The sequence below is a fragment of the Neptuniibacter sp. QD48_11 genome (assembly GCF_047778095.1).
GTDB lineage: Bacteria > Pseudomonadota > Gammaproteobacteria > Pseudomonadales > Balneatricaceae > Neptuniibacter.
In genome coordinates, this window is sequence record NZ_CP180551.1 from 1,305,918 (window position 1) to 1,320,669 (window position 14,752).

General features: G+C 42.5%; 13 protein-coding genes. 9 read left to right on the forward strand and 4 right to left on the reverse strand.

Translation table 11 applies throughout. From position 1 onward, the window contains the following. Positions 1-2: 2 nt before the first annotated feature. Positions 3-3,119 (reverse strand): bifunctional proline dehydrogenase/L-glutamate gamma-semialdehyde dehydrogenase PutA, encoded by a 3,117-nt coding sequence (gene putA, locus ACMXYU_RS05870; RefSeq protein ID WP_415900666.1) that lies wholly within the window; start codon positions 3,117-3,119, stop codon positions 3-5. Positions 3,120-3,460: 341 nt separating this feature from the next. Between putA and ACMXYU_RS05875 the strand changes: the two genes are divergently transcribed. From ACMXYU_RS05875 to ACMXYU_RS05915, 9 genes are all read left to right on the forward strand, one after another. Then, a complete protein-coding gene (locus tag ACMXYU_RS05875; RefSeq protein WP_415900667.1) occupies positions 3,461-4,588 on the forward strand; it encodes a cation:proton antiporter in 1,128 nt (375 codons plus the stop codon). Between the two features lie 2 nt (positions 4,589-4,590). Then, the gene (locus ACMXYU_RS05880; protein ID WP_415900668.1) at positions 4,591-5,379 is read left to right on the forward strand and encodes a TIGR00266 family protein; all 789 of its coding nucleotides are present in this window, start codon (positions 4,591-4,593) and stop codon (positions 5,377-5,379) included. Positions 5,380-5,512: 133 nt separating this feature from the next. Continuing rightward, positions 5,513-6,460 (forward strand): M23 family metallopeptidase, encoded by a 948-nt coding sequence (locus ACMXYU_RS05885; protein ID WP_415900669.1) that lies wholly within the window; start codon positions 5,513-5,515, stop codon positions 6,458-6,460. Continuing rightward, complete coding sequence (locus ACMXYU_RS05890) at positions 6,403-6,852, forward strand: bactofilin family protein (RefSeq protein ID WP_415900670.1); 450 nt, start codon at positions 6,403-6,405, stop codon at positions 6,850-6,852. The genes ACMXYU_RS05885 and ACMXYU_RS05890 overlap by 58 nt, the downstream gene beginning before the upstream one ends. A gap of 40 nt (positions 6,853-6,892) precedes the next feature. Further along, positions 6,893-7,660, forward strand: coding sequence for a class II glutamine amidotransferase (locus ACMXYU_RS05895; protein WP_415900671.1), 768 nt, complete (start codon positions 6,893-6,895; stop codon positions 7,658-7,660). A 35-nt stretch (positions 7,661-7,695) separates the two neighbouring features. Beyond that, positions 7,696-9,369: an AMP-binding protein gene (locus ACMXYU_RS05900; RefSeq protein WP_415900672.1), complete on the forward strand. Its 1,674-nt coding sequence runs from the start codon at positions 7,696-7,698 to the stop codon at positions 9,367-9,369. 55 nt (positions 9,370-9,424) lie between these two features. Continuing rightward, on the forward strand, positions 9,425-10,888 hold the full coding sequence (locus tag ACMXYU_RS05905) for an NAD-dependent succinate-semialdehyde dehydrogenase (protein ID WP_415900673.1): 1,464 nt from the start codon (positions 9,425-9,427) through the stop codon (positions 10,886-10,888). Positions 10,889-11,004: 116 nt separating this feature from the next. After that, the gene (locus tag ACMXYU_RS05910; protein ID WP_415900674.1) at positions 11,005-11,382 is read left to right on the forward strand and encodes a hypothetical protein; all 378 of its coding nucleotides are present in this window, start codon (positions 11,005-11,007) and stop codon (positions 11,380-11,382) included. A gap of 75 nt (positions 11,383-11,457) precedes the next feature. After that, complete coding sequence (locus tag ACMXYU_RS05915) at positions 11,458-12,096, forward strand: 16S rRNA pseudouridine(516) synthase (protein WP_415900675.1); 639 nt, start codon at positions 11,458-11,460, stop codon at positions 12,094-12,096. 1 nt (position 12,097) lies between these two features. Here ACMXYU_RS05915 and hpaR read toward each other — a convergent pair whose 3' ends face one another. From hpaR to ACMXYU_RS05930, 3 genes are all read right to left on the reverse strand, one after another. Then, complete coding sequence (gene hpaR / locus ACMXYU_RS05920; RefSeq protein WP_415900676.1) at positions 12,098-12,520, reverse strand: homoprotocatechuate degradation operon regulator HpaR; 423 nt, start codon at positions 12,518-12,520, stop codon at positions 12,098-12,100. Positions 12,521-12,725: 205 nt separating this feature from the next. Continuing rightward, on the reverse strand, positions 12,726-14,336 hold the full coding sequence (locus ACMXYU_RS05925) for a diguanylate cyclase domain-containing protein (protein WP_415900677.1): 1,611 nt from the start codon (positions 14,334-14,336) through the stop codon (positions 12,726-12,728). Continuing rightward, entirely contained in the window at positions 14,326-14,742 is a 417-nt protein-coding gene (locus ACMXYU_RS05930; protein WP_415900678.1) for a hypothetical protein, read from the reverse strand. Before ACMXYU_RS05930 ends, ACMXYU_RS05925 begins: the two co-directional genes overlap by 11 nt. Positions 14,743-14,752: the final 10 nt, after the last annotated feature.

Below are 14,752 nucleotides of genomic sequence, written 5' to 3' on the forward strand. Positions count from 1 at the left end.
TTTTAGAGTTTTTTACTTAAAAGCGTTCTATTACCACCTGATGCGGTCGTGTTCCGTGTAATGGTTTTTTCACACACGAAACGTTTTAAGTAGTTTGGCCCTCCAGCTTTAGGACCTGTTCCGGATAACCCCATACCACCAAAGGGCTGGCTGCCTACAACGGCCCCTATTTGATCACGATTAATGTAGATATTGCCGACTAGGGCTTGTGTGGTGATTTGCTCTATGAAAAGGTCGTTTCTGGAATGAACACCTAGCGTCAGGCCAAATCCGCTACGATTAATATCATAAATAACCCGTTCTAAGTTGTGTTTTTGGTAGCGAATTATGTGCAGAATTGGGCCGAAAACCTCTCCCGTTAGTTCATCCATGGAATTTAGTCGGATGAGTGTAGGTGGTACAAAACAGCCTTGGTTGTGTTGGTCAGAAAGCTCTAGTTCAAACAGCAAGTTGTTTTGTAAACGGCAACGCTCAATATGTTCGTAGAGTGTACGCATGGCATTTTGATTAATGACCGGGCCTAAGTCAGTTGCCAACTGTTCGGGGTTACCGATATTCAAGGTTTGCATAGCCCCGATGAGTTTATCCTCGATTACCTCAGCAATTTCTTCCTGTACGTAAAGAACACGCAATGCTGAGCACCTTTGCCCCGCACTGTTAAAAGCAGAGTGGGTGGCATCTAGCACGACTTGTTCAACCAGAGCGCTACTATCGACGATCATGGCATTTAAGCCACCAGTTTCTGCAACAAACGGGATAATAGAGCCATCATGGCGATTGGCTAATTGTTTGTTAATGGTGCTAGCCGCTTGAGTTGAACCTGTGAAGGTAACACCGGCAATGCGTGAATCAGTTAACAAGGCTTCAGAATGTTCAGCGCCAGCATAAGGTATCAATTGTAAACAGTATTCAGGTAAGCCAGCTGCGTACCATAGTTCGGTGGCTTTAAATGCCGTTAATCCACTATTTGATGATGGTTTGGCCAGTACTGTATTCCCGCAAACGAGTGCTGCAGCGATCTGACCGGTAAAAATGGCCAATGGGAAATTCCAAGGGCTAATGCAAAGGAACACTCCATGCCCTTGGTAGTGAAGCGTGTTTTCTTCACCTGTTATGGATGGAAGGTGCTCAGGCAATAGTTGTTTTTCAGCAAGCGCAGCGTAATAGAAACAAAAGTCGATAGCCTCTCTTACTTCAGCTAAAGCGTCTTGTAGCGTTTTACCTGTTTCTAGAATGCAGAGGGAAACCAACTCGGCTTTATTTTGTTCGAGTAAACGTGCGTAATTCAATAAGATTTTGCAGCGCGAAGAGACATCTTGGTCGCGCCATTCTGGAAAAAACTGCTCTGCTATGCTGATCGCTTGTTTAATCTGCGTTTTATCTGCAGTGCTTTGATAGCCAACGATTTTATCTAAGCGATAATTAGCATGGACGGGTTGTAAATTAAGGCCATCAGTCACTTCGCCTGCGATAATGGGTTGGCAGTACCATTTTTTTTGTCTGTAATATTCAATAATGCTACGCCATTGTTGCCAACAATCTAAACTCCCTAGAGGATCACCTGCGGAATTTTCTCTTTGTTGTTCGAATACCTGGTTTGGTAGAGGTAACTCGTAAGAGTTACTCTGCAATCTCTCTTGAGGTGATTCGACAATCTCATCGATACTGACATTAAGATCGTGTAACTGGAAAACAAACGAAGAGTTAGCACCATTTTCCAGTAAACGCCTGACTAAGTACGGCAGCAGATTATTCTGATTACCAACAGGGGCATAAATCCGACAGCTATGATCCGTTTCTGATAGGACTTGTTGATAGAGAGGATCGGCCATGCCATGTAAGCGCTGAAATTCGAATGTTTTATCTGTAGAGATCTCTAATATCTGGGCAATAGTAAGTGCATTGTGAGTCGCAAACTGTGGACTTAACAACCCAGATTGTTGGGATAAAAGAAACTTAGCGCAGGTCAGGTAGGATAGATCCGTTGCGGCTTTGTGGGTGAACACCGGATAGCTGATGAGGCCATTTTGTTGGCTGCGTTTTATTTCGCTGTCCCAGTAAGCACCTTTAACTAATCTGATAGGGATCAGTGTTTCACAATCTGCTGCGATCAGTGAAAGCCACCTCAGAGTCGGCAACGCACGTTTGCTATAGGCCTGCACAGCTAAACCTAGCTTACCCCAACCAAGGCACAGCTCACTTCGCAGTAGTTGTTCGAAAATCAATAAGGTGATTTCTAAACGTTCTGATTCTTCTGCATCAATGGTTATAGCTATATCAAGGTTTCGAGCGGTTACAAGTAGCTGAAATAATCTATGCATTAGTTGCTTTTGAAGTTGATCAAATTGACTATTTTCAAAGCGAGGGTGCAAGGCAGAGAGTTTGATGGAGATGCTGGTATTGTTCTCTGGATTTTCTTGTCCTGCGGTCTGAATGGCTTCTAGATAAGCTTCAAAATAGGTTTGAGCATCTTCATTACATACAGCGGCTTCGCCCAACATATCAAATGAGAACAATGTGTTTTGATTGTGATCACATCGTAGTTCTAGGGCGGTATTTATATCTTCAGCAAATACAAATTGCTTACCTATTTGGGAGACGGCAATGGCGAGAGCTTGGTGTACCACTGTGTTACCTAAGCGTTGCCATACATTGTTTAAAATACTACCCGCAGATTGTTCTTGGCTTATAAGCTTTTGACTTATTGCAACGCCCCAAAAGGTGCTGTTTTCAAGGAAAGTGGAATGCGCTTTGAAGAGCTTTGCGGGTTCGAGTGCAAGAGAATCGAGTTTATCGTAAATAAGTGCTTGAGCAGTCTCTGTATCAGGTATCCTTAAAAGCGCTTCAGCTAGGGCAAGCAGGGCAATCCCTTCATCACTTTCTAATCCGAATTCTGACATGAGTGTATTTACAGAAAACAGTGGATTATCCAGATTACGAATTGTGTTGGCCCAATCAGTTGCCTTGGATTTTGCTTTAGATGAGTTTGGCGTGACTTCCAGCAGTTGATCGCATAGAGATTTTTCATCATGACAGTAATAGTCAGTGATGGTACGCCATAATGTATCTTGCTCGGCGGGGGAGATCTCTGCAGATAAAAGCTGGCTTACTGGTAGCATCTAACAAATCCACTTTTTTAAGACAGTGTAGTTGATCATCTGTGTAGGTGTAGGGATTATCAAGAAAGTTCTTTGTCTTCGGGCAAATATCCCGAAATTGCTTGGGGAATTAAAGAGTTACAGGTTGTTATTTGTATTAAATGTGTTCTCTTGTTTCTTGTGGGCCAGTTACTTTTAACTGAGTAAGAGGTGTTTTTTAAATTCTCATACATACTTAGTTAAACAGGATTAAGGAAGGTAATTGGATGGGAATAATTCATATCTTGCTGTTGGTACTTTCTGCAATATTAGCTATCGCGCTTATCAAACCCATTGCTTCCCTTATTAAGTTACCCTTTGCTTTGTTGCTGGTTGTATTTGGATTTATAGGGTCTGAGTTAATTACAACGTTAGGTATGGATATCGGATTGCGCTGGGACCAATTCCACTATCTGGTCTTTTATCTTCTGCTACCTGCTTTGATCTTCGAATCTACTTTGCGTATTGATATTAAAAATTTGCTGCAGAATCTAGCCGCTATTTTGCTGTTATCAATCCCTTTAATGCTTTTCGCCACAATCATGAGTGCAGGGCTTCTTTTCTGGGGAATTGGTTTCCCTACCTATTTTACTTTTAGCACAGCGCTGCTGACGGGTGCGATATTGTCAGCTACTGATCCCGCAGCTGTTATCAGTTTGTTAAAGCAGGTTGGTGCTTCTGATCGACTGGTGACGCTTCTAGAAGGGGAGAGTTTATTTAACGATGCCTTAGCTATTTTGCTGTTCGGCATTTTAAGCAGTTTTCTCCTAATGCCGGGCAATGAGATTAGCTTTGCTTATTCGCTTGGTGAATTCTTGAAAATTTTTCTGGGTGGTCTTGCCGTAGGTGTAGGAACACTACTGGTCTTTGGATGCCTGTTTTTAATAATTTCCAATCATTTTAGTCGAATCATATTAACAATATGTGCAGCTTATGTTGGTTACTTGGTCGCTGAGTACTTTCTACATTTATCAGGTGTCATGAGTGTTTTAGTCACAGGGCTAGGCTTTGGTCAGTTGATACGCAGAAACGGAACGGCATCTGATAAGCAGTTCTTATTTCTTTTCTGGGAATTCAACAACCACCTTGCGAGTGCCCTAATTTTTGTGCTTTTAGGTGTCACGATTACTTGGGGGATGTTTGAGCAGCAATGGCTAGCGATGTTGATCGGTATTGGAGCGGTGCTATTGGCAAGGGCCTCAGGGATATTGTTTACAGCGCCAGTTATAAATTTATTGCCTGGGATGGAGATAGATTGGCGTGATCAACTGATTTTATATTGGGGAGGTATGCGAGGTGCTGTAGCTATTGCATTGGCATTATCCCTGCCTCTTGAAATTGATGCTTGGTTTACTATTCAATCTATAGCATACGGTGTTGTTCTGTTTTCGTTAGGTATACAGTCGACTACGACACCTTTACTCATAAATAAGTTAGATAAAAGGACGTAAAAATGCGTTGTCATGAGGTCGATTACGAAATTATTGGTGAATCACTTCAAATCGTTGAAGTGGAGTTGGATCCAGGTGAAAAAGTGATTGCCGAAGCCGGCATGATGAATTACATGGAAGAGGGCATTAATTTTGAAACCAAGATGGGAGATGGTTCTGAGCCTGATCAAGGCTTAATGGGTAAGCTCTTTTCTGCAGGTAAGCGCATGGTTATGGGTGAGTCCGTTTTCATGACGCATTTTGGAAACGAGGGCAGCGGTAAGAGGCGAGTTGCTTTTGCTGCGCCTTATCCTGGAAGCATAGTGCCTCTTAATTTAGCCGATTATGGTGAGAAGGTAATTTGCCAGAAGGATGCTTTCTTGTGTGCTGCTTTAGGAACCAAAGTGGAAATCGCCTTTTCAAAGAAAATTGGTGTGGGTTTCTTTGGCGGTGAAGGTTTTATCCTGCAGAGGCTTGAAGGCGATGGTATGGCGTTTGTGCAGGCAGGTGGCACGGTTGTGCGTAAAGAGTTAAATGATGAAACTTTAAGGATTGATACGGGCTGCCTAGTCGGTTTTACCGAAGGAATTGAATACGATATTGAAATGGTTAAAGGCCTGAAGTCGATGATCTTTGGAGGTGAGGGGCTTTGGCTTGCGACGTTAAAAGGTACAGGTAGTGTTTGGGTTCAAAGCTTACCGTTCTCACGTCTTGCTGATCGCTTAATTGCATCAGCGCCATCATCGGGTGGTAATGATAAGGGTGAAGGTTCTGTTTTAGGCGGTTTTGGCCGAATGTTGGACGGGGATTAAAGCTATATTACACAATAGAATAATTCCCTTTATTATCTATGCCTTTCGCCTGTAATGACTATGACAATGGATATAAAAATGGGTATATTTAGAGGCTCATTTTTACCCATCTCAAGTCGTTACAGGTGTTATCTTGAGAAATAAACTGGTTATAACTTTAACCACTGTATATGGCTCTCGCCAATATACGGTTAACCAAATAGCAAAATATGTATTGCTAGTATTTTTGATTTTGTCAGCAATCAGTTTTTTCGTTTCGAATGCACTGTTAGTTGTTACAACGGATGATCTATCTGAGTTAGAAGAAGATCATCAGGTACTAAGCGAAAATTATGAATTGATGGTTGGTTCTCAACAGCTCTATGTAGAGGAATTGAAAGAGCTCAGTTTATCTCTTAGCACTATAAAAATTGAGCGAGATAAGTTAGAGGAAGAGAACATCAGAATTGGTGAATTGAACACTTCGTTCAACAATTCGCTTGATGGATTGGAAACCTTATTAGGTTTCGAGCCTTCTGATGAAATTGACCCGCTTAAAGCTGAGCAACTAACTATCGAGGCGAATAAACGTTTATTTTTTTTGCACAGTATTCCTAACGGTGTGCCTATTCAAGCAATCAGGATTACTGATAAGTATGGATCTCGTTTTCACCCGGTACGTAAAAAACGGGTGATGCATCATGGTATAGATTTTAAAGCAAATAGAGGCACGCCTGTTTATGCGACAGCTGATGGCGTTGTTGAATATGCTGCTTTCAATAAATCCTTCGGTAAGCTGATTAAGGTTCAGCATAACTTTGGGTTTAAAACTTACTTTGCGCATCTGGATGCTTTAAAAGTAAAAACTGGAGATCTTGTCAGTAAGGGACAGCTGATAGGATTAAGTGGTAATACGGGCATGTCTACTGGGCCGCATCTGCATTATGAGATTCGCCATATGTATACAGCAATCGATCCCGAACCATTCCTCTCCTGGGACATAACAAATTTTGATTCTTTGTTTACAAAGGTTAAGGGAGTTAAATGGGCATCCTTAAAAGAAATGTATCCGCTAAACCTGCACAATCAGCCATTACAATAATTGCAGAAGGCAATAAATTTTGTGGTGATATGAGTATCGTCGGTAAAATGCACATCGATGGTATGTTCGAAGGCAATGTGAGTTCTCTAGATAATATCTCTATCGGAAAATCTGGTCACGTACGTGGGCTTATTAAAGCTCGTGGTGTTGATGTGTGTGGGATTCTTGAAGGTGAAATTATCTGTGACGAACTGCACATCGATGCCGGTGGACAAGTTAGAGCTACAGTCGAAAGCAAACAGATGTCTATTCATCCAGATGGTTGTTTTGTCGGCGAGCGTCGAATGAAAGAAACGTCTGCGCTGATGGATGAAAGCAGTAAAATCGAATCGGGTTCTGATGCAATTGATTCACTACCTGATAAGATTGTTCTGGAAGATAAATCAGAATAAACATCTATAACTTCGTTGTCGTTGATTAAGGATTGTAGCGATGTGTGAATTGTTGGGTATGAGTGCCAATATACCTACTGATATCTGCTTTTCCTTTGCCGGGCTTATGCAGCGTGGTGGTGGAACAGGGCCTCACAAAGACGGTTGGGGTATCGCTTTCTATGAGGGTAAAGGTGCGCGTTGCTTTCATGATCCTAACCCCAGTGTAGATTCTAAAATTGCACGTTTAGTTAAAGAACACCCTATTAAAAGTCATGTGGTTATTAGTCATATTCGGCAAGCGAATGTAGGCCATATCTGCCTCGAAAATACTCACCCTTTTCAGAGGGAACTATGGGGCTATACATGGACGTTTGCGCACAATGGGCAGTTAGATAAAGCTTTATTTGATAAGCCGCTCTCCTTTTATCACCCGGTGGGAACCACCGATAGTGAGTATGCATTCTGTTGGTTATTAGGTGAGATCAGGCAAGCGTTTCCTCAACGCCCTGAGAGCTTTGATGAGCTTTCAGAATTCATCAAGCAGTGTTGCGAACAGCTAAGAGCGCTAGGTGTATTTAATATGCTGTTAACTGAATCTACCCATTTATTCGCATTTTGTGGCAGTAAATTGTCTTGGTTGACCCGTAAAGCACCTTTCGGCGAAGCGAGTCTGACAGACTGTGAAATGAAAGTGGATTTTGTTAAAGAAACCACTCCGAAAGATATCGTCACCGTGATAGCGACGGTCCCCTTAACAGATAATGAGGATTGGATTGCTCTGGAACCAGGAGATTTGGTGACCTTTGTTGAAGGTATACCGCAATAAAGGACAATTTAGCCTGAGTATAAGGAGCTTTTCAGGTGAGTGTAAAACGAGATTCTCTCGAACAGTTAAAGCTAGATATCCAAAGTGTTGGGAGTGTCACGGAACTACTTGATAGTGCTTGCCAAAACTTTGCGTATAAAGATGCTTTTACCCATATGGGAGCGACGTTAACTTACGCTGAGCTTGATGGCCTTGCTGAGAAATTAGCGGCTTACCTACAAAATTGTACTTCCCTAGAGCCTGGCGATCGAATTGGCATTCAATTGCCGAATACCTTGCAATACCCAATTGCAGTACTGGCGGCACTTAGGGTTGGCTTAGTCATCGTTAATACCAATCCGCTTTACACCGCTGCTGAAACCTTGCATCAATTTAAAGATGCTGATGTTAAAGGGGTCATCATTCTTGCTAATAGTGCTCATCTGTTAGAAGAGGTGTTACCTCAATCTAATATCCATACCGTATTGGTCACGGAGCTGGGTGATATCCATCCTTTAATGCGCCGTTTAATGATCAATTGCTCTGCGAAGTATTTACGTAAAATCGTCCCTAAATATAGATTAAGGGAGGCGGTTGGTTTTCGAGAAGCACTTGCTAAAGGCGCGCACTACACCTTAGAAAAAGTGCAGTGTGATGCAGAACAGCCTGTGCTGATCCAATACACTGTAGGTACAACGGGCACACCAAAAGGTGCGGTGCTGAGTCATCGAAATTTGATTTCGAATGTGTTGCAGTTGAAGCATCGGTTACCTGATACGTTAAGAGCGGGTGAAGAGATTGCAATCGCCCCCTTACCGCTTTATCACATCTATGGTTTTCTGCTGAATTGTTTAGTCATGCCTGTTTTGGGTGCCCAAGTCGTACTGATTACAAATCCCCGCGACATCCAAGGTTTAGTTAATGAACTCGGTCGGTGGGATTTCACTGTTTTTTCAGGCATCAATACTTTGTTTGTTTCACTTTGTCGAAATAGCCTGTTCAATCAGTTAGATATGACGCGTTTAAAGCTAACTCTTTCAGGAGGCATGGCGTTAACGCGTTCTGTAAGTGATGAGTGGGAAAGTATAACGGGCTGCCAAATCATACAAGGTTATGGCCTTACCGAGGCTTCTCCTGTTGTAGCTATAGAGGAACCGCATAACTCCCGATATGGATCTGTAGGTAGGCCTTTACCGCTGACAGAGGTGCGTATTGTTGGGGAACAAGGGGAAGATCTCTGTTCTGGAGAAACCGGTGAGCTCTATGTTCGAGGGCCTCAGGTTATGTCAGGTTATTTGAGGGATGATTCATCGATTCCAGACTCTAATGGCTGGTTAGCTACAGGCGATATTGCTCGTGTTTTAGATGATGGAACCTTGCGTATTGTTGATCGCAAGAAAGATATTATTAATATCTCAGGCTTTCCTGTGTATCCCAATGAATTAGAAAACACCATATCCAGCCATCCTGATGTTGTAGAGTGTGCTGTAGTTGGATTGCCTGATGAAACATGTGGTGAAGTCATTAAGCTATTTGTCGTGACTTCCAATCGACGTTTATCAGTTAAGCAAGTGCGTGAATATTGCCGCGAACGTTTAACTTCTTATAAAGTGCCACGATTGGTTGAGTTTAGAACTCACTTACCTAAGTCTAATGTCGGCAAGGTGTTAAGACGTTCGTTATTAGAAGAAGAATTAAATCGTCTGCAAAAAATGCGTAAGCGAATATAGTCGAGTTGTAGGACTTCGCCCGTTTTTTGCAGGCCTACCTAAATGAAGGTGAAGTATGGGATTTAGTTTGAGTGATCCTAGTCTGTTACGGGGACAGGCTTTTATCAATGGTGAATGGGTAGATGCGAAGAGTGGGGCTGAATTTCCAGTTTTTAACCCTGCTAATGGTGAGATAATTGCTCATGTGGCAGATGTTGGAGAGCACGAGGCGCGGAACGCGATTGAGACTGCTCAAATATCGATGCAAGAGTGGAAATTAAAGTCGCCCACTGAGCGTTCGAATATGCTGCAACATTGGCATGATCTTATTATTGAATATGCCGATGATCTCGCATCGATTTTAACGCTTGAGCAAGGCAAGCCCCTTGCCGAAGCTAAGGGTGAGATACTGTACGGAGCATCTTATCTGAAGTGGTTTGCTGAAGAAGCTAAACGTATTTATGGTGATATTTTACCTTCCGCACAAGATCGACGCAGTCTTGTAATTAAACAACCTGTAGGCGTTGTTGCAGCCATAACACCTTGGAATTTCCCTAATGCTATGATCACGCGCAAAGTAGCTCCTGCGTTAGCTGCTGGTTGTGCAATTGTACTCAAACCTGCTCCTGAAACACCACTATCAGCATTGGCTTTAGCAGAGCTGGCTATTCGAGCAGGAGTTCCTACCGGAGTGTTCAATGTCTTGCCTTGCCTTAAGGCTGAAGAGGTTGGTGAGGTTCTTACTGCTAGCTCGATCGTTAAAAAGCTTACCTTCACCGGATCCACACCCGTAGGAAAGCTCTTACTACGACAGTGCGCAGATACCGTTAAGCGTACATCAATGGAATTGGGCGGTAATGCGCCAGTGATTGTCTTTAATGATGCAGATATCGATCTAGCGGTTGCTGGTGCGCTAGCTTCTAAATTTAGAAATTCTGGTCAGACCTGTATTTGTGCAAATCGTTTGTTAGTACAAGAAGGTGTTTATGATCGCTTCTTGGCTAAATTCACAGAGGCTATCCAAGGGTTCAGTTTAGGCGATGGTTTTGAAGCGCAGACAACACTCGGCCCTGTGATAACTGAGAAAGCGTTGGACAGCATTGGATCTGTCGTGAAAGGCGCGCTTGGTCAAGGAGCGAGATTGGTGACAGGTGGTCAGCCAGTTGAAAGTGATGGGTGGTTTTATGAGCCAACAGTCCTGGCTGACGTGCAAGCTGATATGGATATCTTTAGTAAAGAAATTTTTGGTCCAGTGGCGCCTGTCATTAAATTTAAAACGGATGCAGAGGGAGTTGCCATGGCTAATGACACTTCTTTTGGCCTAGCTTCATATATCTATACGCAAGACATTTCGCGCATTTGGCAGGTATCAGAAGCGCTCGAATATGGGATGGTAGGTGTTAATGAGACGGCTATCAGCTCAGAGCTAATTCCCTTTGGTGGTGTTAAAGAATCAGGTCATGGTCGAGAGGGATCTAGATATGGGTTGGATGATTATTTAGAAACAAAATATATCTGTATGGGCGGTTTAAACGCTTAGATTTTGTTTGCCCTTATACGTGATAATAAGCTTGAATTATTGACGTCTTATTAGAGGTCCCAGTGGATAAAAGAGATTGTAAGATTAATTACAAGTGCCCCAAAGCTTGGGGTGATTTGGATAAAACTGAGGACCCATTTGTAAGGTTTTGCGATCAATGCGAAAAAAATGTCCATTTTTGTGCGGATGTTGAGTCTTTAAAAGAAGCAACGATTGAAGATTTATGCGTTGCTGTCCCCACCGATGACTTTGAAGACGGTGTTATGATGGGGGATATTAATTGGTCTGGCTTTGAGGGCGACCCTTTGCCACTGGAACCACCTGAACCACAGTTGGATGATACTGATTTATTAAAGGGTTGGGTTATTGATGACAAACCGCAGTTACCTGATTTCCAGAAGTCTAAGCCTGAAAAGCCAGGTATGGATTCGTGGCTAGAGGGTGAACTAGACGATCCCTTAGATCTCTTTTCGTTGGAAGAAAAACCGAAGTAATTCATGTCTTTTAATAAGTCTCGCCTCGATCGTTTTCTTGCTGCTAGAACGTCTTATAATCGTGGGGATGTTAGGATGCTTATCGCCCAAAAGAAGGTATTAGTGGATTGGGTGCCTGCAGCGGCGGTGAATCAGGTGGTCGATAGATTTTCGAGAATTGAGTGTGACGGGGAGGTTCTTCAGGATAAACGTCCAGTCTACTTGATGATGAACAAGCCGGTTGGTTATGTCAGCGCGACTAGAGATTCGATCCACCCCACAGTTATTGATCTGCTGTCAGATGCTTATAGTGATTTACATATTGCCGGTCGCTTAGATCTCAATTCTACTGGCTTATTGCTGTTAACCAATGATGGTGAATGGTCTAGTAGGATAGCTTCTCCGGACACGAAGGTAGCGAAGCGTTATAAAGTAGAGCTTGAGAAGCCTTTATCTACCGATTACATATCTGCTTTTGCGGGAGGGATGTATTTCCCTTTTGAAGATATAACCACAAAACCTGCAGGTCTTGAGATCATAGGTTCACATACTGCTTTGGTAACTTTACAAGAAGGTCGTTATCATCAGATAAAGCGAATGTTTGGACGGTTTAGAAACGCCGTTGTAGGTTTGCAGAGGCTTTCTATTGGCGATTTGGATTTAGATAGATCCTTATCGCCGGGGGAGAGTAGAGAGTTGCTAGAAGATGAGGTTGCTCTTTTTGCAAAGTCTTAAATTAGGGCTCTATCGCTTCAATTTCTGATAATAAAGTCATTAGCTGTTTTAGTTTATCTTGATCATAACGTTCAGAAAATGCCTGATAACGCTCTTCTACGGCAGGTGTTAGGTGCTCAAGTAGATCTACTGACTTGCCTGTAAGACTAATTAAAATACGACGCTTATCTTCTTCTGATTTTCTGCGCTGGATGTAGCCCTGCTGCTCTAAGCGTTTGAGTATACCTGTTAAGCTTGGGCTTAAAATACAGCATAGTTCAGCAAGAGCCTTTGATTCTAGCTCTTGGTGGAATTTGATTGTTTGCAAGACCCGCCATTGCTGTTCTGTCAGAGAGTTCTCTTGTAATAAGGGTCTAACAAAAGACAGCGTAGCTTCACGAGCTTTCAGCAATTGTAGGGGTAGAGAATCTTCTAATGTACGCATGTGAATGATCTTTCAAAAATATTGTGCGCATTGTCGGGATTCGGGAACTAATGTGCAAGGCTTAACCGAATATTTCCTCCTAATGTATAAGGTTTTCTTGAGACTCTGTTACATAATGGGGCATAAATTAGCAAAATGCTTAGATTTAAGAGGTATTTAACGTATTAATTTTCTATTTAATCTCTTGCTTAGAGAGGAAGGGCATTTATCCCGTATTTTCCATACCCTCAGATTCATCATAGATTAGATAGTTATTTTTGCCCTGTTTTTTGATTTGATACATCGTGATATCAGCCGCTTTAATTAGAGCGTTAAGATCCGTGCCATGACGAGGTGCTAATGCAATACCGATGCTTGCACCTACTCGATCAGCCTTGCCAGAACCGAGGTCTATGTCTGCTTCAAGCAGTCTTAATATCTTTTCTGCTATGGTGGAAACCTCATCTTCCAGAGAATCGGCTTCGCCTGTTATAAAAATCAAGAATTCATCCCCGCCCCAGCGCGAAAGTAGGTCTGATTTGCGCAAGGCAGAATCAAATCGATTAGAAACCTCCTTAAGTACCCGGTCCCCTGCATCATGGCCATAGGTATCATTAATCGGTTTAAAGTGATCAAGATCTATTAGCATAACTGCGTGTTGACTATTGGGTTGTTTCATTAACGACTGTTTAATAAGGCGTTTACAACCACGACGATTCAGGAGGTCGGTGAGTGTATCAACTTCTGACTCGTGGCGAGCTTTCTGCTCACGGAATACTCGTTCTGAAATGTCATAAATGACCAGCTCTAAAAGAACTTCACCGCTCTCATCGAGTACTTGTGAAAGAATACAATGTAAGTGGCGATCAATTTCGTTCTCTAGTTTGAGGCTTAAGTCCAGAGAAACAGGCGTTGGGGACGTAAGCGCTTTCTGAATTGCTCTTGCTAAATGATCCCTTTCTTCAAATAGTTCAATCAGCTTTCTTGTTTGGTTCTCGGAAAAGTACTGGCATGCTTTTTCGCCAACAATGTTGGCAAAAGCAGGGTTGTTCATCAGCAATTGACCATCCATGTTTACTAATGCAATTCCCACACGGGCATTGTCAAACAATAACCGGAATTTCTGTTCTAGTTTCTGGACTTCATCGAATAGTTGATTTTTTTGTTGGATGGTTTTTTGCATCTGTCTAAGCAGATTATTGCTGTCTTTTACCAGTTGCCCAATTTCATCCTGATCGTGCCCCGTTGGCGTAATAATTCGTTGGCTGGTCCCAGGTTTTATGATGTGTAGTTGTTGAGCAATCTTTTTAAGTGGAGCTGCTAAAAGTCGATTGACTAACATGATCACGAGCAAAACAACAAAGATGGAATTTACGCCAAATATGATGATATGTGACAGCGCTCGTTTCTTTGCTGTTGCTTCAATTAGCTCCTGATTGGGTATTAAGGTTAACTTTCCTATTGGCAGTGCTGGCGTAAAAGGGTCGCTTAATTTTAAAACAACTAACCGCGCTTTGGGCCTGATGGAAATATCTCCCGCGGTTAACAACATGCCTGTATCGCTATTTAGAATTACGCCAGACACATTGTCATTGATAATGAGCCCATGTGTGATTTCCGTACCAAGCTCTTCGTTTTCAAGATAAACGGCAACTTTCGCGCTCTGCTCAACCGTTTTAACTAGCTGTTGCAGGCTTTTGTGGATTTCATCAAGTTCTTCTTTATAAGAAAGTTGGAAAAGAACTATCGCCGAGATAAAGAGAAATAAACAGGCAAACAGCGCAATGGTAATGCCTGTTCTTATAGAGAGCTTTGCATTGAGTGAATTACTCAACATGCGCTATAACCTTAACCGAACTCACTAACTCTGATTTTTCGATATAACCTATAGCAGTAGTATCTTTCATAATGGTAGCGATTACTTCTTCTGATGATTCTACTGACTGAGGTGGTGTTGCTCGACCTGCGAATATCAGTCTAGCCCAGTATGCATTGATTTGGGGTAGGGATTTACCTGTCAGGCCTTTATAAAATTTAGCCCTGTGGTCCGAATCAGCTGGCATATCAAGTGTTGAGGCTTTTCCACCATTAGGGAAATGCTGTACACGTCCCATATATAGGTCAATTACCTGTTTTTTGCTCAATTTATCTACTTGGCTCTCAGGGTGAGAGATCACAATCATTTCAGCTGAAGCCTCTATGGTGATCAGCAATGAGGAGAGGATATATATTAGATACTTCATCGTCTCAGCC

Bases quoted from the DNA above. Each gene is read 5' to 3' on its own strand.
- putA (WP_415900666.1), bottom strand. From the start codon at position 3,119: ATGCTACCAGTAAGCCAGCTTTTATCTGCAGAGATCTCCCCCGCCGAG.
- ACMXYU_RS05880 (WP_415900668.1), top strand. From the start codon at position 4,591: ATGCGTTGTCATGAGGTCGATTACGAAATTATTGGTGAATCACTTCAA.
- ACMXYU_RS05890 (WP_415900670.1), top strand. From the start codon at position 6,403: ATGGGCATCCTTAAAAGAAATGTATCCGCTAAACCTGCACAATCAGCC.
- ACMXYU_RS05895 (WP_415900671.1), top strand. From the start codon at position 6,893: ATGTGTGAATTGTTGGGTATGAGTGCCAATATACCTACTGATATCTGC.
- ACMXYU_RS05905 (WP_415900673.1), top strand. From the start codon at position 9,425: ATGGGATTTAGTTTGAGTGATCCTAGTCTGTTACGGGGACAGGCTTTT.
- ACMXYU_RS05915 (WP_415900675.1), top strand. From the start codon at position 11,458: ATGCTTATCGCCCAAAAGAAGGTATTAGTGGATTGGGTGCCTGCAGCG.
- hpaR (WP_415900676.1), bottom strand. From the start codon at position 12,520: ATGCGTACATTAGAAGATTCTCTACCCCTACAATTGCTGAAAGCTCGT.
- ACMXYU_RS05925 (WP_415900677.1), bottom strand. From the start codon at position 14,336: ATGTTGAGTAATTCACTCAATGCAAAGCTCTCTATAAGAACAGGCATT.
- ACMXYU_RS05930 (WP_415900678.1), bottom strand. From the start codon at position 14,742: ATGAAGTATCTAATATATATCCTCTCCTCATTGCTGATCACCATAGAG.